The following is a 17,828-nucleotide window of genomic DNA, read 5'->3' as shown; positions in this document are numbered from 1 at the left end:
ACGAGCGGACCTGCGGGACGGGTGAACGCTTCGGGGTGACGGGTCACGCGGGCACCGCCGGGGCCACGCGGCCGTCCGACATCAATGGTGACGCAACCGAAGCACGGCCGGAGGCCGATCCCTAAAGATCGTTCTCCGGCCGTGTTCAGGACAGGACATCGGCGACCGCCGCGCCGGGGCGGTCGCGTCTTTCGGGCGTGCGCCTGGACGGCGCCGTCACCGGGTCCCCACCTCCGGCGTTCCGGGCGGGAATCGCACCCGCGCGTCCCGCCGGAGGAGAGGGAAGGGCCTACTGGCCGCCGGAGAGCTTCTCCCGAAGGGCCGCGAGCGCCTCGTCGGTGGCCAGTGCGCCACCGGTCGTCTCGCTCTCGCCGCCGCCGGAGTAGGAGGTCTCGCCTCCGCCTCCGCCGCCGCCGCCACCGGCGGCCGCGGGCTCGGCACCGGCCTCCGCCTCGGCCTTGCGGGCCTCCTCGATCTGCTTGCGGTGGGCGTCGAAGCGGGACCGGGCCTCGGCGTACTGCCGCTCCCAGGTCTCGCGCTGCTCGTCGAAGCCCTCCAGCCACTCGCCGGTCTCGGCGTCGAAGCCCTCGGGGTACTTGTAGTTGCCCTGCTCGTCGTACTCGGCCGGCATGCCGTACAGCGTCGGGTCGAAGTCCTCTTCCTCGATGCCGGCGGCGCCCTCGTTGGCCTGCTTGAGCGACAGGCTGATCCGGCGCCGGTCGAGGTCGATGTCGATGATCTTCACGAAGATCTCGTCGCCGACCTGGACGACCTGCTCGGGGATCTCCACGTGCCGCTCGGCCAGCTCGGAGATGTGCACCAGGCCCTCGATGCCCTCCTCGACGCGGACGAACGCGCCGAACGGCACCAGCTTGGTGACGCGTCCCGGCACGACCTGCCCGATCTGGTGGGTGCGGGCGAACTGCTGCCACGGGTCTTCCTGCGTCGCCTTGAGCGACAGCGAGACCCGCTCGCGCTCCATGTCGACGTCCAGGACCTCGACCGTGACCTCCTGGCCGACCTCGACCACCTCGGACGGGTGGTCGATGTGCTTCCAGGACAGCTCGGAGACGTGCACCAGTCCGTCGACGCCGCCGAGGTCGACGAACGCGCCGAAGTTGACGATCGAGGACACGACGCCCTTGCGGACCTGGCCCTTCTGCAGCGTGTTGAGGAAGGTCTGGCGGACCTCGCTCTGCGTCTGCTCCAGCCAGGCACGGCGGGACAGGACCACGTTGTTGCGGTTCTTGTCCAGCTCGATGATCTTGGCCTCGAGCTCGCGGCCGACATAGGGCTGCAGGTCGCGGACCCGGCGCATCTCGACGAGGGACGCGGGAAGGAAGCCCCGCAGGCCGATGTCGAGGATGAGGCCGCCCTTGACGACCTCGATGACCGTACCGGTGACGATGCCGTCCTCGTCCTTGATCTTCTCGATCGTGCCCCAGGCGCGCTCGTACTGGGCGCGCTTCTTGGACAGGATCAGCCGGCCCTCCTTGTCCTCCTTCTGGAGGACGAGGGCCTCGACGTGGTCTCCGGTGGAGACGACCTCGTTCGGGTCGACGTCGTGCTTGATGGACAGCTCACGCGAGGGAATGACGCCCTCGGTCTTGTAGCCGATGTCGAGGAGGACCTCGTCACGATCGACCTTGACGACAGTGCCTTCGACAATGTCGCCGTCGTTGAAGTACTTGATGGTCTCATCGATCGCGGCGAGGAAGGCTTCCTCGGACCCGATGTCGTTGACCGCTACCTGCGGGGTGGTCGAGGTGGCCTCGGTGCTGCTCGTCATGTGTCGGCTGGCTCCGGTACGGACAGTGAAGTCGTATTGGTTTCTGCGCGGAGGGCCGTTTTCCGCCCTGCCGAGGACCGGAAAGGGAACGCGGACCGTGCCGCGTCAGTGAACCGAACCGTTGTCGCCGACCTGACCGAGCGCGAGCCTGCTCTGTCCGAAGCGCACGCAGGCCCACAGCGCAGCGATCAGGATATGGGACCAATCTCCCGAGGTCAATCCAGCCCCGCGCGGGTCGTGCGACACGGTCGTCAGTACGTCCGCGCACGGCCCCTGTACTCCTTGGCCAGCCGGTACTCGGCCGCCTTGGGAAACGTCACGGTGTTCGGGTCTCCGTCAGATGTGTACCGCTCGTGCGGGTTCTTGTCCAGGTGTTCGAGCCACGCGGTGGAGCAGTACCGCTTGCAGTCGTTCTCCTTGATCTTGCCTTCGGAGCGGATCCGGTTGATCTCCCACCGCTCGAACTCCTCGTCGAACGGCGACGTCGCGGGCCGCCAGCCGGCGACGAAGTTGCCCTGGAAGTCGTACCGGCCGTCCGCCTTCTCGGCCCACGTCAGCTTCTCGGGCAGGGCCCCGTACGGGTACGCCAGCGTGGTCGTGTGCCGCCCGGTCAGCTGGACGACCCGGTCCTCGATCTTCCCGATCTCGTCCCGCACCTCCTTCTGGGACATGCCGGAGAGGTTGGGGTGGTTCATCGTGTGGTTGCCGATCTCGTACCCGTGCTGCTGGAGCCATTTCAGCGCGGCCGCCGCCTGGGCGTCCTCCATCCCGAACAGCTCCCTGGTCATGAAGAACGTCGCGACCGGCCGGAAGCCGGGATTCTCCGCCGCGACGCGCTGAATGATCGCCACGGCGGTGCCGGCCTTCGGCCGCCCCTGCGCGTCCAGCGCGAAATGATCGGGCGTGCCGTCGTCGAACGTCAGCACGACGGGGTGCTTCCCGGCCGGGACGTTGAACCGGCCGCTGACGAACTCCGCCGCCGTGACCGGGCAGTAGCCGTCCTTGGCGAGCCGTGTCAGCTCGTCGTAGAGCTCCTTGGCCGACCGGTCCAGCGGCCGCTCCGGCTTCGCCACGATCCTGTGGTACATCAGCACCGGCACCTGGCCGAGCTCGTTCGCCTTGACCGCCACCGCACCGGGCGCCGCCGCCAGGATCGGCGCGCTCGCCGAAACCGACGGCGATCCGCTCCCCGGCGTGGCCCCCGCCTTGGCCGGGCGCGCGGTCGGCGTCGTCTTGGACGCGGCCCCGGCCCGCTCGGACGGGTCCTCCTCGTCACGCCCCCGCCGCTCCCCCGGGAGCGTCAGCCCCAGGACCACGGCGCAGACGATCACGACTCCAGCGATCTTGTGAAGCAGAGGCACGCTACCCCCCGCCGGTCGACCCCAACAGGAACCGGGGACAGCGTACGGGTCCCCGGACATCTACGGACACCCACTCCCGTACCCGCATGATCCCCACGCCCCACCCCCGCCCCGCCCCACATCCCGCCAAGTCGTATTTACTCAGCGCCCGTTGGCCACCCGCCGGGCATCCCACCCGCCCACGACCACCGCAGCCACGCACCGACCCAGGGATTCGCGACCGAAGGCGGGTTCCAAACGAAGCAAGATCCTGACCGCCGCAAGCCGCCAAACACCCCGAAGCCACACAACACCCACACCACAGCCTCACCACCGCCGGGCCCGCCCAAAGAAGGCCCCAAGCCCCAAGCCCCAACGCCAGGGCACACACACCAAATGAACTAAAGGCCCCGGGTTGCCGCCAGCCAGGCACCCCCACCCGTCCCCGCCCACCCCAGCCACCACCGCACCACGCAACAACCCCAACCGTCGCGATCGCGTCCGAAGGCAGGTTTCGAGCTTGCGAGAAACCTGATCGCGCAGCGAGCCGCAAGGCGAGTTCGGAGCGATGCAGCGATCGCACCGCAGTTCCCGCCGAAGGGAGGGCCCTCCAGGGCCCGACCGCCAAGGGAACTGCAAAAAAACTAGTGCGCGGCTTCCTGCCAGGTGTTGCCGGTGCCCATGGAGACGCTGAGGGGGGCGCGGAGGTCGTAGGCTCCGGCCATCTCGGTGCTGACGAGGGATTTGAGGTCGTCGAGTTCGCCGGGGGCGACTTCGAAGACGAGTTCGTCGTGGACCTGCAGGAGCATCCGGGACGTCAGGCCGGCGGCGCGGAGGGCGCGGTCGACGTTGAGGCTGGCGACCTTGATGATGTCGGCGGCCGATCCCTGGATGGGGGCGTTGAGCGCCATCCGCTCGGCCATTTCGCGGCGCTGCCGGTTGTCGGAGTTGAGGTCGGGCAGGTAGCGGCGGCGGCCGAGGATGGTCTCGGTGTAGCCGTCCTGGCGGGCCTTGCCGACGATGTCGTGCAGGTAGTCGCGGACGCCGCCGAACTGCTCGAAGTACTCCTCCATGAGGCCGCGGGCCTCGTCGGGGGAGATCCGGAGCTGCTGCGACAGGCCGTACGCGGACAGGCCGTAGGCGAGGCCGTAGTTCATCGCCTTGATGCGGGCGCGCAGTTCGGAGTCGATCTGCTCGGGCGGGAGCCCGAACACGCGGGACGCGGTGATGGTGTGGAAGTCGGCGCCGGTCCCGAACGCCTCCAGCAGGGCCTCGTCCTCCGACAGGTGCGCCATGATCCGCAGCTCGATCTGCGAGTAGTCGGCGGTCAGGAGCGATTCGTAGGGCTCGCCGACGACGAACGCCTCGCGGATCTGGCGGCCCTCGGCGGTGCGGATGGGGATGTTCTGCAGGTTCGGGTCGGTGGACGACAGGCGGCCCGTCGCGGCGATCATCTGGTTGAACGTGGTGTGGATGCGGCCGGCGTCGTCGGCCATCGGGATGAGGGAGTCGACGATGCTCTTGAGCTTGGCGACCTCCCGCCAGCGCAGGATGTAGTCGAGGACGGGGTGCGGGTCCTTCTCCGCGAGGTTGGTCAGCGCCTCGGAGTCGGTGGTGTAGCCGGTCTTGGTGCGCTTGGTCTTCGGCAGGTTCAGCTCGTCGAACAGGACCTGCTGCACCTGCTTGGGCGATCCGAGGTTGAACTCGCGGCCGACGGCGGAGTGGGCCTGTTGCTCCTGCTCCTTGACCTGGCCGCCGAGGGACGCGGACATCCCCGCGAGGTGGTCGGTGTCGACCGCGATCCCGGCGCGCTCCATGTCGGCGAGGACGCCGACGAGCGGCAGTTCGACCTCGTGCAGCAGCCGCGTCGCACCGCGCTTGTCGAGATCCTTGTCGAGGACGTCGGCCAGTTCGGTGACGGCGCGCGCGCGGACGGCGAGGGCCTCCGCGGCCTCCTCCTCACCGGAGCCGTCCAGGGTGAGCTGCCCCGTGTCCTCGGTCTCGCTGCGCAGCTCGCGGTGCAGGTAGCGCAGGGCGAGGTCGGCCAGGTCGAACGTCCGCTGCCCCGGCAGCGCCAGGTAGGCGGCGAGCGCGGTGTCGCTGGAGACGCCCTCCAGCTTCATGCCGCGCGCCGCGAACGCCAGCATCGGCCCCTTGGCCTCGTGGATCGCCTTGGGACGCGCGGCGTCGGCGAGGTAGGCGGCGAGGGCGCGCTCGTCGTCCTCGATCAGCTCGGCCGGGTCCAGGTGGACGGCCGGCCCCTTCTTGGACGCCAGGGCCAGCGCGGTGATCTCACCGGTTCCGCGGCCCCAGGACCCGGTGACGGCGATGCCGAGCCGGTCACCGGCGTTGGCCTCCAGCCAGGCGCCGAGCGCGCCGGGCTCCAGCACATCCACGTCGACGTCGAAGCCCTCGTCGGCCTCGGGCTCGGCCGTCGACAGCGTCGCGTACAGCCGCTCGCGCAGCACCCGGAACTGCAGCGAGTCGAACAGGGTGTGGATCTCCTCGCGGTCCCATTGGCCCATCGTCAGCTGCGGCGGCGTCAGCTCCAGCCCGACCTCGGTGTCGAGCTTGTTGATCTGGTGGTTGCGCAGCACCCCGGCGAGGTGCTCGCGCACGCTGTCGCCGGCCTTGCCCTTGATCTCGTCCACCCGGGCGACGAGCGTGTCGAGGTCGCCGTACTTGGTCAGCCACTTGGCGGCGGTCTTCGGGCCGACACCGGGCACGCCGGGCAGGTTGTCGCTGCTCTCCCCCACCAGCGCGGCCAGTTCCCGGTACCGCTCGGGCGGGACCCCGTACTTGGCCTCGACGGCGGCCGGGTCCATCCGCGACAGCTCCGACACGCCGCGGACCGGATAGAGGATCGTGACGTCGTCGTTGACGAGCTGGAACGCGTCCCGGTCGCCGGTGACGATCAGCGTCTCCAGGCCGGCCCGCGTCGCCTGGACCGACAGCGTGGCGATGATGTCGTCCGCCTCGAACCCCGCGACCGACAGCCGCGGGATGCGCAGCGCGTCCAGCACCTCGAAGATCAGGCTGACCTGGCTGCGGAACTCGTCCGGCGTCTTCTGCCGGCCCGCCTTGTACTCCACGTACTGCTCGTGCCGGAACGTCGGCTCCGAACGGTCGAACGCCACCGCGATGTGGGTGGGCTGCTCGTCCCGCAGCACGTTGATGAGCATCGAGGTGAAGCCGTACACGGCGTTGGTCGGCTGCCCGTCGGTCGTGGAGAAGTTCTCCACGGGCAGCGCGAAGAACGCCCGGTAGGCCAGAGAATGCCCGTCGAGCAGGAGAAGCCGGTCACGCTTGTCAGGGGTCGCTGCTGTCGTCGCCACACCAGGACTCTAGTCTGCGCGTAAGACAGTTTTGTGGAGGCGTAAGTGACTGACAACCCCGGGACGCAGCCCGCCGCCGAACCCGCCGGCCTCGGACCGGACGTGTACGGCGACCTGGGCAAGGCCATGGGCATCGAGTGCCTGGAGGCCTCGCCGGAACGCGTCGTGGGCCGCATGCCGGTCAAGGGCAACACCCAGCCGTACGGGCTCCTGCACGGCGGCGCGTCCTGCGTGCTGGCCGAGTCGATCGGGTCGGCCGGCGCCGCGCTGCACGCCGGCCCCGGCCGCATCGCCGTCGGCATCGAGATCAACGCCACCCACCACCGGTCCGCGACCGACGGGTACGTCACCGGCGTGGCGACCCGCACGCACGGCGGCCGCACCCTCGCCACCTACGACATCGTGATCACCGACGACGGGGGACGGCGGGTCTGCACCGCGCGGCTCACCTGCATGCTGCGGGACGCTCCCGGCGCCTGATCCGCGTCCTCGCCCGATCCGCGCTTTCTTTGCGATGCGCGGCCCCCGGTCTGTAGCGTGGATCGGAACGGCCCGGGGTCACCGAGTAGACAACGTACGCGCCCGGGGAAGGTTCGTACGGCCCCAAAGGTGATCCCGGGCCCCTTTCTGACCTGGGCCCCGCCGCCGGCGCGCGACATTTCACGAAACGGTCACATCAGATCACGACTCGGCCGCAACACAGGCACCCGTCTCCCCCCGAACTGCCAGGTCAAGTAGCCTCCGTGGCACTGTACAAAACGGACACAAAGTGACAGTCCACGGACAGCTGGAGATGCCCATGCAAGGCGGCAGAAGGTTCCGCACCTTGGCGCTCACCGCCGTGACCGCGCTCGCCCTGGCGGCGTGCGGCGGCGGCGACGGCGGCGACGACAAGGACACCAACGCCGGCGCAAGCAGCAAGGACGGGGTGCTCAAGCTCGGCTACATCTTCCCGGAAAGCGGCGAGCTGGCCCACCTCGGCCCGCCCCAGATCTCGGCGACCAAGTTCGCCATCTCCGAGATCAACAAGGCCGGCGGCGTCCTCGGCAAGCCGATGCCCGAGGTGGTCGGGTCGGACGAGGGAGGCAAGGCCGAGATCGCCAACGCGTCCGTCGACCGGCTCCTGGGCCAGAACGTCGACGGGATCGTCGGCGCGGCGGCCTCCGGCATGTCCCTCGCCATCCTCGACAAGGTCAAGAGCGCCCGCAAGGTGCAGTGTTCGGGCTCCAACACGGCGCCGACGTTCACCGCCTACAAGGACGACGGCTACTACTTCCGCACCGCGCCCAGCGACGTGCTCCAGGGGCCGATCCTCGCCGACACCATCACCGGTGACGGCCACTCCACCGTCGCCATCACCTACCGCGGTGACGACTACGGCAAGGGCCTGGCCGAGGCGACGAAGGCGGCGCTGGAGAAGGTCGGCGCCACCGTGCCGGTGATGGAGGCCTACGAGCCGAACACCACCAACTTCAACGCCACGGTCACCAAGATCCGGGACGCCAAGCCGGACGCGGTCGTGATGGTCTCCTTCCAGGAGGGCGCCCAGCTGGGCACCAAGCTCATCGAGGCCGGCTTCAAGGCGAACCAGTTCTACAGCGCCGACGGCATGAAGGACGAGGAGATGGCCCAGCGCTTCTCCAAGAGCGACCCGTCCGTCATCCAAGGCTTCAAGGGCACCGGCCCCGCATCGGTGGACAACAAGGCGTTCACCGAAGGCCTGAAGGCGTTCGACCCCAAGCTCGAGGTCTTCCAGTACGCGCCCCAGGTCTACGACTGCGTCATGGTGATGGCCCTGGCGGCCGAGGCCGCCAAGACCGACGACCCGACGGTCTTCAAGACCAAGATGAACGAGGTCACCAAGGGCGGCGAGAAGTGCACCACCTTCACCCAGTGCCGTGACCTGATCAAGCAGGGCAAGGACATCGACTACGACGGCGCCAGCGGCCCGCTCGACTTCACCGAGCCCGGTGAGCCCGGCGCCACGGAGATCGAGATCTACGAGTACAACGACAAGGGCAAGTTCGAGATCATCGACACCGTCCAGAGCAAGCCGGTGGCCTGATCCCACAGCAGCACGACCGAGTAGGAGGGGCGGGTTTCCCGCCCCTCCTTTCGTGTCACCGGCCAAAGCCGCCCCCGCTTCCGGCGGTCCCTCAAGCCGCTGACCGCCCCCACCGGTGATGGCCCAATGCCAGTGATGGCCATGCAGGTGACGGCAGTGCCGGATCGCCCATCCCGGGCGCAGGCACACAAGGAGGGCCCGGCCGGTCGGCCGGGCCCTCCTTGTGCTTCCGCTTCGTCGTGCTTCTGCTTCGTCCTCCCCGTCCCGGGTCCTCCTCGGCGCTCCGCGCTCCGGAGCCGACCGGGCCGGCCCGGGTCAGTCGACCTGGGCGAGAGTACCGAGATACAACTCGATGACCTTCGGGTCGTGCAACAACTCGGCGCCGGTGCCCGTGTAGGCGTTGCGCCCCTGGTCGAGCACATATCCCCGGTCGGAGATCTGCAGGCAGCGGCGCGCGTTCTGCTCCACCATCACGATCGACACACCCGAGGCGTTGATCCGCTTGACCTGCTCGAAAACCTGATCCTGGAACCTGGGCGACAGCCCGGCCGTCGGCTCGTCGAGCAACAGCACCGACGGGTCCATCATCAATGCGCGGCCCATCGCCACCATCTGGCGCTCACCGCCCGACAGCGCGCCCGCCTTCTGCTTGCGCCGCTCCGCGAGCAGCGGGAACATCTCGCAGACGAACTTGAAGCGCTCGTTCCACTTCTTCGGCCGCAGGTACAGCCCCATCTCCAGGTTCTCCTCGACGCTGAGCGTGGGGAACACGTTCTGCGTCTGCGGCACGTACCCGATCCCCCGCGACACCAGCTCATGCGCGGTGAGGTTCGTGCAGGACGTGCCCTTCAGCCGGATCGCTCCGGAACGCACCGGGATCAACCCGAACATCGTCTTGATCAGCGTCGACTTGCCCGCGCCGTTCGGTCCGATCACCGCCACGACCTCGCCCTCCGCGAGGGTCAGGTCGCAGCCGTTGAGGATGTTGACCTCGGGGATGTACCCCGACACCACCTTCTCCGCCACCAGCAGCGGCTCCGGAGCCTTCGTCTCCGCCGACCGCGCGTCCGTCTCGGTCATCCTCTACTCCTCCGCCCCCGGCTCGTCGTACCTGGTACCAAGATAGGCGTCGATGACCTTCCGGTTGGAACGGATCTGGTCCGGCGTGCCCTCGGCGATCACCTGTCCCTGCGCCATGCAGACGACCCAGTCGCTGATCCCCATCACCACGTCCATGTCGTGCTCCACGAACAGCACGGTCATGCCCTCGTCGCGCAGCGCCCGGACGTGGCCGAGCAGCGACTGGGTCAGCGCCGGGTTCACACCGGCCATGGGCTCGTCCAGCATCACCATCGACGGGCCCACCATCAGCGCGCGCGCCATCTCCAGCAGCTTGCGCTGACCGCCCGACAGCTCACCGGCGAACGAATCGCGCATCTTCGACAGCTTGAACCGATCGAGGAGCTCCATCGCCCGCTCCTCCAGCCCGCCTTCCTGCGGACGCCAGAGAGCCGGCACCAGCGCGTTGAAGAAGTTCTCCCCGCGCTGGCCGACCGCCGCCAGCTTCATGTTGTCCAGCACGGTCAGCCGCGTCAGCGCCTTGGTCAGCTGGAACGTCCGCACCATCCCCCGCCTGGCCATCTTGTGGGCGGGGAGCCCCGACACAGGGCGGCCGTCGAACGACCACGTCCCCGCGTTGGCGCGGTCGAACCCGGTCAGCACGTTGAACAGCGTCGTCTTGCCCGCGCCGTTCGGGCCGATCAGCGAGGTGATCGTCCCGCGCTGGACCTCCAGGTGGCCGACGTCGACCGCCTTCAGCCCGCCGAACGCCCGGGCCACCCCGTCGGCGACGAGGATCGGGTCCGGCTTGGCCATCCCCGGCTCGCCGGTGAGCCCCGCCAGCGGGGACTCGTCCGGCAGGACCGCCTCCTCCACCGCCTCCTCGGCCAGTTGCCGGGCCTTGACGATCTCGGTGTCACCCAGTTCGACGCCGTCTCCGCCGGCGCCCAGCTCGTCCTTCGGCTCATCGGTCACGGAGCAACATCTCCCTCCTGCTGCCGAGCACGCCCTGCGGCCGGTAGATCATGATCAACATGAGCAGCAGGCCCACCACCGCGAAGCGCAGCGGGCCGATGTCGGAAGACGACAGAACGCTGCCCGGGATGTACCCGGCGCTGAGCGCCTGACGCAGCGTGGTGTCCATCAGCACCAGCACGAACCAGAACATCGACGCGCCGACGATCGGCCCGAGCACCCGCCCGGCCCCGCCCATCAGCAGCACCGTCCACAGGAAGAACGTGATCTCCGGGTTGAAGGTGTCCGGCTGGACCGACTGGAAGCCGATCGCGAACATCACACCCGCCAGCCCGCCGATCACACCGCCGAGCACCAGGCTCTGGATCTTGAAGCCGAAGACGTTCTTGCCGAGGGCACGCACGGCGTCCTCGTCCTCCCGGATTCCCTTGAGGACCCGGCCCCACGGGCTGTGCACCAGCAGGTACACCATGAGCGCCACCACCGCGACCAGCGCCCAGCCCAGCGTCATCACCCACAGGTCACGGTCGGAGTAGGAGAATCGCCCCACCCCGTACGAGCCCGCCGGGAACGGATTGAGTTCGAAGAACGGGTTCGCGAACTGCTGCAACCCGTACACGCTGCCGGTCACGTCGTTGGCGAACTCCGCCCGGTAGACCAACCGCATGATCTCCGCTGCGGCGATCGTCACGATCGCCAGATAGTCCCCCCGCAATCGAAGCGTCGGAACGCCCAGCAACAGTGCCAGCACCGCCGCGCACCCCATGCCGACCAGCACGCCGACCCACATCGACCACCCGAACGTCGTCACGCTGATGGCCAGGCCGTACGCCCCCACCAGCATGAAGCCCACCTGCCCGAAGTTGAGCAGGCCCGTGTAGCCGAAATGCACATTGAGGCCGATGGCCGCGAGCGCGTACACCGCCGCCTCCGGCGCGAACGCCCCGCGAAGCGAAGCCGCGAGAATCTCGATGAAGTCCATGTCCCGCGCCCCCTATCCGACCCGCTCCGCGCGGCCCAGGATCCCCTGAGGCCGGAACATGAGCACGAGGATGAGCACCACCAGCGCCCACGCGTTCTGCAGCTCCACCGGGAGCCAGAGCGTGGACACCTGCGCCACGATTCCCACGACCAGGCTTCCCGCGATAGCGCCGTACGCGGTGCCCAGCCCGCCGAGGATCACGGCGGCGAACATCAACAGCAGCAATCGGAACCCCATGTTGAAGGAGACGTTCTCACTGACGCCGTAGAAGACCCCGCCGAGCGCGGCCAGCCCGCCTGCCAGCATCCACACGTACAAGATCACCCGGGAGACGTCGATCCCCGAGGACTCCGCGAGATCGCGGTTGTCGGACACCGCCCGCATCGCCTTCCCGATGCGCGTGCGCTGCAGCCCCAGCCCCACCAGGAAAAGCACTCCGAACGAGATCCCGATGATCGTCAGATCCCGCGGCGTGATCGACAGCGGCCCCCACGTCAGCCGTTCCTGGATCTGGTAGTCGGTGTAGGGCTGAGCCGTCGCGCCGAACCAGACCTGAATCCCGTGCCGGATCAGCAGCGCCAGGCCGATCGAGACGATGAACATCTGGATCAGCGCGACCCCGCGCCTCCGCAGCGGCCGCCAGATGCCCCGCTCGACCGCGCCTCCGATGCCGACCCCGGCCAGAACCGCCACCAGGGTCGCCGGCACCAGTTGCCAGGACGGCCCCCGCACGTTCACGAACCAGGCGATCACCGCGCCGAGCGTCACCAGCTCCCCGTGGGCGAAGTTCACCAGCCGGGTGGTGCCGAAGATCAAGGACAGGCCGACCGAGGTGATGGCGATGATGGCGCCGAACCGCAGCCCCTCCAGCAGCAGCTGAAGGAACCGCTCGCCCGTGCCCGGGCCCGTGTCCGCCGGCTGGGCGTCCGGACCGCCGTCCGCTCCCCCGCCGGCCTGGCCTTCGGCGGCCAGCGGGAACAGCACACTGCGCTCCTGGCCCTCGGTCACGGAGATGCCGGTGAGCGTCTGGCCGCCTTGGCGACGCATGACCACCCCTTGCGGAAGGGATTCGACATCGAGGCTGACGTCGTAGCGCCCAGGCCCGGGGACCCCGACACGCCACTTCCCGTCCGCCCCGGTCGTGGCCTCACCGACCTCCTTCTCGCCCTGCTTGACCATGATCACGACATCCGCGACCGGTTTGCGGTCGGGACCTCGCACCGTGCCTGCCATTGCCTCGCCCTCAGCCGCGAACGCCGCTGGGGTGACCAGCAGGATCGCGGCGAGCGCGAGCAGGGCGGCCGCCAGTGTTCGGCGCACACAGGCTCCTTTACTCGCACATCAGGAAATGTGGGGCGAGCGTAGCGAAGGGCCGATCGGCGGTACCCGGACGGAGCGGAGTCGTGAACGAATCGTTCGCAGAACGTGACAGAACGGACTGCATTAGCCCACGTCAGGACGTTCCCGCTGGCGAGAGAGCTCCTCCACGACCGTATCGGCCACGGCACGCATGGTCAGCCGACGGTCCATCGAGGCCTTCTGGATCCACCGGAACGCCTCCGGCTCGGTCCACCCGTTGGCCTCCTGAAGCAGCCCCTTGGCGCGATCCACCACCTTGCGGGTCTCCAGCCGCTCCTGCAGCCCCGCGACCTCCGCCTCCAGCGCCCTCAGTTCGGTGTACCGGCTCACCGCCATCTCGATCGCGGGCGCGAGGTCGGTCTTGGAGAACGGCTTGACGAGGTAGGCCATCGCCCCCGCGTCCGTCGCCCGCTGGACGAGTTCGCGCTGGGAGAACGCGGTGAGGATCACCACCGGCGCGATCCGGTCCGCCGAGATGCGCTCGGCCGCCGAGATCCCGTCCAGCACCGGCATCTTGACATCGAGGATCACCAGATCGGGCTTCAGCTCACCCGCCAGCCGCACGGCGGTCTCGCCGTCCCCGGCCTCCCCGACGACCTCGTAGCCGTCCTCCTGAAGCATCTCCTTCAGGTCCAGCCTGATCAGGGCCTCGTCTTCCGCGATCACAACTCGCCGCGTGCTCTCCACGCCCCGAGCCTACCGAAACCCGCTACCCTGGACCCAGGCCACCCCCACCCCAGCACAAAACGGACAATTGGGTTGGATGCCCCGATACCCCAACAGGCAGAGGGAATGTGCTCAAACCACATCAAGTGTGGGTTCGAATCCCACTCGGGGCACTTCTATCAAAATGCCGCCCAGTCGGGCGCCTTTTGATCTCCGAGGCGACGCCCTCGCTCCCCCTCACGTTCTGTCGAGGGTGATACGCAACTCGCTGCATGTGACTGCCAAGCGATAGCGGACATCAGCGCTGCGTTCTGTCGGACCGGGCCGACATCATCACCGTATGGATACGAGGAGAAGCCGAGAGTTGGCACGCCGGCTCGCGGCAACCGGAAAGACAGATCACGAGGGCCCTCGCGTGCCGGGTCAACGTGCAAACGATACGAGCCGGCAGAACCAGGATCGACGCCCTCCGGGCCTATCCGAGCCCCTCTCGATGGGGGACTGCCCGATTTGCCGCCGGACGGCGCTTGACCGCGCCGCCTACGCCTATCTCCTTGGCCTCTACCTGGGAGACGGTCACATCGCGCGGCAGCCCAACGGCGTATATCGGCTGGAGATCGCCTGTGCCGACGCTTGGCCCGGCTTAATCGACGCCGCCGCCGAGGCGGTGGGCACCGTTCTGCCCATATCTCGCGTCGGACGCCGACAACGTCCCGGGTGCACACTCGTCGGTTCGTACTCCAAGCACTGGCCTTGTCTCTTTCCGCAGCACGGGCCGGGGCGGAAGCATGAACGGCAGATCGCGCTAGTGGCGTGGCAGCAGGAGATCGTGGAGGTGTTCACCGAGGAGTTCATACGGGGACTGATCCACTCGGACGGGTGCCGCTCCATCAACCGGATACGCCGGCAGTTCAAGAGCGGAGAGCGGTGGTACGAGTATCCCCGGTACAACTTCACGAACGTGTCGCTGGATATCCAGGGGCTCTTCACGGATGCGCTGGATCGGCTGGGGATCGCTTGGGCGCAGATGAACAAGAAGAACATCTCGGTCGCGCGGCGGGAGGCGGTGGCACGGCTGGACGAGTTCGTGGGGCCGAAGTACTGAGCGGCCGGAGGGACGCCGGGCCTGCGGGCTGATCAGGCCCGGCGTCGTCTCGGCTACTTCGTTACGGGTTCGGTGGTCTTGTCTTCCTTGGGGTGTTCCCTGAAGTAGGCGCGCGTCTCGCGGTAGACGAGCGGGGACAGGATGAGCAGGCCGATCAGGTTGGGCAGCGCCATCAGGCCGTTCATCACGTCGGAGAAGGTCCACACCGTGCTGAGCGTGGTGGTGGCTCCGACGAAGATGATGATGATGAAGGCCACGCGGTAGGGGAATACGGCCTTGCGGCCGAACAGGTATTCCACGCAGCGGTCTCCGTAGTAGGACCAGCCCAGCAGCGTTGAGAACGCGAAGAAGATGACGCTGATGGTGACGATGACGCTGGCCCAGTCGCCGGGGAGGCCCTCGTCGAATGCGCGGGCGGTCCAGCTGGCGGCCTCCTCGTTGCCGGTGTCGTCCCAGACGCCGGTGATGACGATGGTCAGGGCGGTGAAGCTGACGACGACGAGGGTGTCGATGAAGGTCTGAGTCATCGACACCAGGGCCTGGCGGACGGGGTGGGTGGTCTTGGCCGCGGCGGCGGCGATGCCGCCGGTGCCGAGGCCGGACTCGTTGGAGAAGATGCCGCGCGCGACGCCGTACTGGATGGCGGCGGCGACGCCTGCGCCTGCGAACCCGCCGCCGGCGGCGGTGCCGGTGAAGGCGTCGGAGAAGATCAGGCCGAGTGCGCTGGGGATCTCGTCGAGGTTGAAGGCCAGGACGGCGGCGCCGCCGAGGACGTAGAGCACGATCATCACGGGGACGAAGGCGCTGGTGACGCGGCCGATGCTCTTGATGCCGCCCAGGATCACCGCGCCGGCGACGACGGTGATGATGATGCCGGTGTAGACGGGGGCGAGGCCCCATTCTTCTTCGACGTTGGCGGCGACGGTGTTGGCCTGGGTCATGTTGCCGATGCCGAATGCGGCGATGGCGGCGGCGATGGCGAAGAATCCGCCGAGGATGACGCCGGCGGGGCCCTTGATGCCGTTCTTGAGGTAGTGCATGGGTCCGCCGCCCTGCTCGCCGGCGGCGTCGGTGCGGCGGAAGCGCACTCCGAGGAACGCCTCGCTGTACTTGGTGGCCATGCCGACCATGCCGGTGAACCACATCCAGAAGACGGCGCCGGGGCCGCCGAGGGCGATGGCGGTGGCGACGCCGGCGATGTTGCCGACGCCGACGGTGGCGGCGAGGGCGGTCGAGAGGGCCTGGTAGTGGGAGATGTCGCCTTCGGCGTCGGCGTCGGAGCGCCGGATGAACGCGAGCCAGAAGGCGAGGCGGAAGTGCCGGACCTGGAGTCCGCGCAGGAGGATGGTCAGGTAGAGGCCGGTGAGCAGGAGCAGCGGGATCAGGAGCCAGGGGCCCCAGATGAAGCTGCTGGCGTCGCCGAGGAATTCGTTGAGGTCCATCACACCACCGATCAGGGAGCGGATCGATCTTGCCCGGAACGTAGGCGAGGGAACGATGGTTGAAAAGGGTCCTTGTGGACCCGTTACGAGATCGTCCTACTCGTTTCTCGGCGCTTGACCGCCGTTTGCATGTTTCCTGAGCGAGGTCGAAATGAGATCCGTCGGTGACCTGACCTGGCCGGGAAGGGCCGGGCACCGCGCGGGGGTGCGGTTCGCGCGGTGCCCGGCGGGGTGGTTGGCCGGTGGTGCGGTGGTCAGTGCTGGACGGTGATGGCGTCGCCGATGCTGTGGACGCGCAGGGCGTTGGTGGAGCCCGGGGTGCCGGGGGGCGAGCCGGCGACGACGACGACCTTGTCGCCCTTCTGGACGCGGCCGAGTTCGAGGAGGGCTTGTTCGACCTGCCCGAACATGGCGTCGGTGTGGTCGACCTGGGGGACGATGAAGGTTTCGACGCCCCAGACGTGGGCGAGGCGGCCCCGGACGGCGGGGACGGAGGTGAAGGCGAGCAGGGGGATGGGCGAGCGGTAGCGGGAGAGCCGGCGGGCGGTTTCGCCGGACATGGTGAAGGCGGCGAGGGCCTCGGCGCCGACGATGGCGCCGACTTCGGCGGCGGCTCGGGCGATGGCGCCGCCGACGGTCTCGGGTATGCGTTCGAGGGTGTGGGTGGCCTGCAGGGCGGCTTGTTCGGCGGTCTGCACGATGCGGCTCATCGTGAGGACGGATTCGATGGGGTACTGGCCGACGCTGGTCTCGCCGGAGAGCATGACGGCGTCGGCGCCTTCGAAGACGGCGTTGGCGACGTCGGAGGTCTCGGCGCGGGTGGGGCGGGGCGCGGAGATCATGGATTCGAGCATCTGGGTGGCGACGATGACCGGGCGGGCCTTTTCGCGGCAGAGTTCGATGGCGCGCTTCTGGACGATGGGGACCTGTTCGAGGGGGAGTTCGACGCCGAGGTCGCCGCGGGCGACCATGATGCCGTCGAAGGCGGCGACGATCTCGGGGAGGCGTTCGACGGCCTGGGGCTTTTCGATTTTGCCGATGAGGGGGACGCGAACGCCCTCCTCTTCCATGATCTGGTAGCAGATGTCGGCGTCGGCGGGGGTGCGGACGAAGGAGAGGGCGACGAGGTCGACGCCGAGGCGGAGGGCCCAGCGGAGGTCGCGTTCGTCCTTGTCGGTGAGTGCGGGGACGCTGACGGGGACGCCGGGGAGGTTGAGTCCCTTGTTGTCGGAGACCATGCCGCCGACGGTGACGGTGGTGCGGACGCGGGTTCCGTCGACTCCGGTGACCTTGAGGGCGACGCGGCCGTCGTCGATGAGGACGCTGTCGCCGGGGCTGACGTCGCCGGGGAGGCCCTGGTAGGTGGTGGAGACTTCGCGGCGGGTGCCGGGGACGTCGTCGGTGGTGATGGTGAACTCGTCGCCGAGGGTGAGGCGTACGGGGCCGTCGGGGAAGCGCCCGATGCGGATCTTGGGGCCTTGGAGGTCCGCGAGGATGCCGACGCCGCGTCCGGTGGCGTCGGCGGCCGCCCTGATCCGGTGGTAGACCTCCTCGTGGACGGCATGGTCGCCGTGGCTCATGTTGAGGCGGGCGACGTCGACGCCGGCTTCGACGAGGGCGTTGATCTGCTCGGTGCTGGAGCAGGCGGGGCCGATGGTGCTGACGATCTTCGCTCGACGGGTCACGTGCACAACCGTACTTAGTTACCAGC

13 protein-coding genes and 1 tRNA gene are annotated in these 17,828 nt (G+C 68.5%); 4 read left to right on the top strand and 10 right to left on the bottom strand.

Annotation, left to right across the window (positions count from 1 at the left end):
* Positions 1-289 precede the first annotated feature (289 nt).
* The 3 genes from rpsA to polA all read right to left on the bottom strand — a co-directional run bounded on the left by rpsA (position 290) and on the right by polA (position 6,464).
* Positions 290-1,789 (bottom strand): 30S ribosomal protein S1, encoded by a 1,500-nt coding sequence (gene rpsA, locus AB0C35_RS19235; RefSeq protein WP_358457453.1) that lies wholly within the window; start codon positions 1,787-1,789, stop codon positions 290-292.
* Positions 1,790-2,040: 251 nt separating this feature from the next.
* Entirely contained in the window at positions 2,041-3,150 is a 1,110-nt protein-coding gene (locus AB0C35_RS19230) for a polysaccharide deacetylase family protein (protein ID WP_358457450.1), read from the bottom strand.
* A 623-nt stretch (positions 3,151-3,773) separates the two neighbouring features.
* Entirely contained in the window at positions 3,774-6,464 is a 2,691-nt protein-coding gene (polA, locus tag AB0C35_RS19225) for a DNA polymerase I (protein ID WP_358457447.1), read from the bottom strand.
* A 126-nt stretch (positions 6,465-6,590) separates the two neighbouring features.
* On the opposite strand from polA, the gene AB0C35_RS19220 reads away from it, so the two are divergent.
* Positions 6,591-6,944 (top strand): PaaI family thioesterase, encoded by a 354-nt coding sequence (locus AB0C35_RS19220; RefSeq protein ID WP_358457818.1) that lies wholly within the window; start codon positions 6,591-6,593, stop codon positions 6,942-6,944.
* A 319-nt stretch (positions 6,945-7,263) separates the two neighbouring features.
* On the top strand, positions 7,264-8,529 hold the full coding sequence (locus AB0C35_RS19215) for an ABC transporter substrate-binding protein (protein WP_358457444.1): 1,266 nt from the start codon (positions 7,264-7,266) through the stop codon (positions 8,527-8,529).
* 315 nt (positions 8,530-8,844) lie between these two features.
* Here AB0C35_RS19215 and AB0C35_RS19210 read toward each other — a convergent pair whose 3' ends face one another.
* The 5 genes from AB0C35_RS19210 to AB0C35_RS19190 all read right to left on the bottom strand — a co-directional run bounded on the left by AB0C35_RS19210 (position 8,845) and on the right by AB0C35_RS19190 (position 13,591).
* The gene (locus AB0C35_RS19210; RefSeq protein WP_358457441.1) at positions 8,845-9,609 is read right to left on the bottom strand and encodes an ABC transporter ATP-binding protein; all 765 of its coding nucleotides are present in this window, start codon (positions 9,607-9,609) and stop codon (positions 8,845-8,847) included.
* Between the two features lie 3 nt (positions 9,610-9,612).
* Positions 9,613-10,404, bottom strand: coding sequence for an ABC transporter ATP-binding protein (locus AB0C35_RS19205; protein WP_358457815.1), 792 nt, complete (start codon positions 10,402-10,404; stop codon positions 9,613-9,615).
* A gap of 148 nt (positions 10,405-10,552) precedes the next feature.
* On the bottom strand, positions 10,553-11,545 hold the full coding sequence (locus AB0C35_RS19200; RefSeq protein ID WP_358457438.1) for a branched-chain amino acid ABC transporter permease: 993 nt from the start codon (positions 11,543-11,545) through the stop codon (positions 10,553-10,555).
* Between the two features lie 12 nt (positions 11,546-11,557).
* Positions 11,558-12,865: a branched-chain amino acid ABC transporter permease gene (locus tag AB0C35_RS19195; RefSeq protein ID WP_358457435.1), complete on the bottom strand. Its 1,308-nt coding sequence runs from the start codon at positions 12,863-12,865 to the stop codon at positions 11,558-11,560.
* Positions 12,866-12,988: 123 nt separating this feature from the next.
* Complete coding sequence (locus AB0C35_RS19190) at positions 12,989-13,591, bottom strand: response regulator (RefSeq protein WP_358457432.1); 603 nt, start codon at positions 13,589-13,591, stop codon at positions 12,989-12,991.
* Between the two features lie 78 nt (positions 13,592-13,669).
* Between AB0C35_RS19190 and AB0C35_RS19185 the strand changes: the two genes are divergently transcribed.
* Positions 13,670-13,743: transfer RNA gene (locus AB0C35_RS19185), tRNA-Leu, on the top strand.
* Positions 13,744-13,910: 167 nt separating this feature from the next.
* Positions 13,911-14,675 (top strand): helix-turn-helix domain-containing protein, encoded by a 765-nt coding sequence (locus tag AB0C35_RS19180; RefSeq protein WP_358457429.1) that lies wholly within the window; start codon positions 13,911-13,913, stop codon positions 14,673-14,675.
* Positions 14,676-14,728: 53 nt separating this feature from the next.
* Here the strand turns inward: AB0C35_RS19180 and AB0C35_RS19175 are convergent, their stop codons facing one another.
* Positions 14,729-16,117: a sodium:alanine symporter family protein gene (locus tag AB0C35_RS19175; RefSeq protein WP_358457426.1), complete on the bottom strand. Its 1,389-nt coding sequence runs from the start codon at positions 16,115-16,117 to the stop codon at positions 14,729-14,731.
* Positions 16,118-16,371: 254 nt separating this feature from the next.
* A complete protein-coding gene (gene pyk / locus AB0C35_RS19170; RefSeq protein WP_358457424.1) occupies positions 16,372-17,802 on the bottom strand; it encodes a pyruvate kinase in 1,431 nt (476 codons plus the stop codon).
* Positions 17,803-17,828 lie beyond the last annotated feature (26 nt).

The sequence above is a fragment of the Spirillospora sp. NPDC048819 genome, assembly GCF_040650055.1.
GTDB lineage: Bacteria > Actinomycetota > Actinomycetes > Streptosporangiales > Streptosporangiaceae > Spirillospora.
Note: the sequence above shows the minus strand (reverse complement) of the source record. Positions and strands in the feature narration are given on the sequence as shown.

Bases quoted from the DNA above. Each gene is read 5' to 3' on its own strand.
- AB0C35_RS19180 (WP_358457429.1), top strand. From the start codon at position 13,911: ATGGATACGAGGAGAAGCCGAGAGTTGGCACGCCGGCTCGCGGCAACC.
- AB0C35_RS19220 (WP_358457818.1), top strand. From the start codon at position 6,591: ATGGGCATCGAGTGCCTGGAGGCCTCGCCGGAACGCGTCGTGGGCCGC.
- AB0C35_RS19205 (WP_358457815.1), bottom strand. From the start codon at position 10,404: ATGGCCAAGCCGGACCCGATCCTCGTCGCCGACGGGGTGGCCCGGGCG.
- AB0C35_RS19175 (WP_358457426.1), bottom strand. From the start codon at position 16,117: ATGGACCTCAACGAATTCCTCGGCGACGCCAGCAGCTTCATCTGGGGC.
- AB0C35_RS19200 (WP_358457438.1), bottom strand. From the start codon at position 11,545: ATGGACTTCATCGAGATTCTCGCGGCTTCGCTTCGCGGGGCGTTCGCG.
- rpsA (WP_358457453.1), bottom strand. From the start codon at position 1,789: ATGACGAGCAGCACCGAGGCCACCTCGACCACCCCGCAGGTAGCGGTC.
- AB0C35_RS19210 (WP_358457441.1), bottom strand. From the start codon at position 9,609: ATGACCGAGACGGACGCGCGGTCGGCGGAGACGAAGGCTCCGGAGCCG.
- AB0C35_RS19215 (WP_358457444.1), top strand. From the start codon at position 7,264: ATGCAAGGCGGCAGAAGGTTCCGCACCTTGGCGCTCACCGCCGTGACC.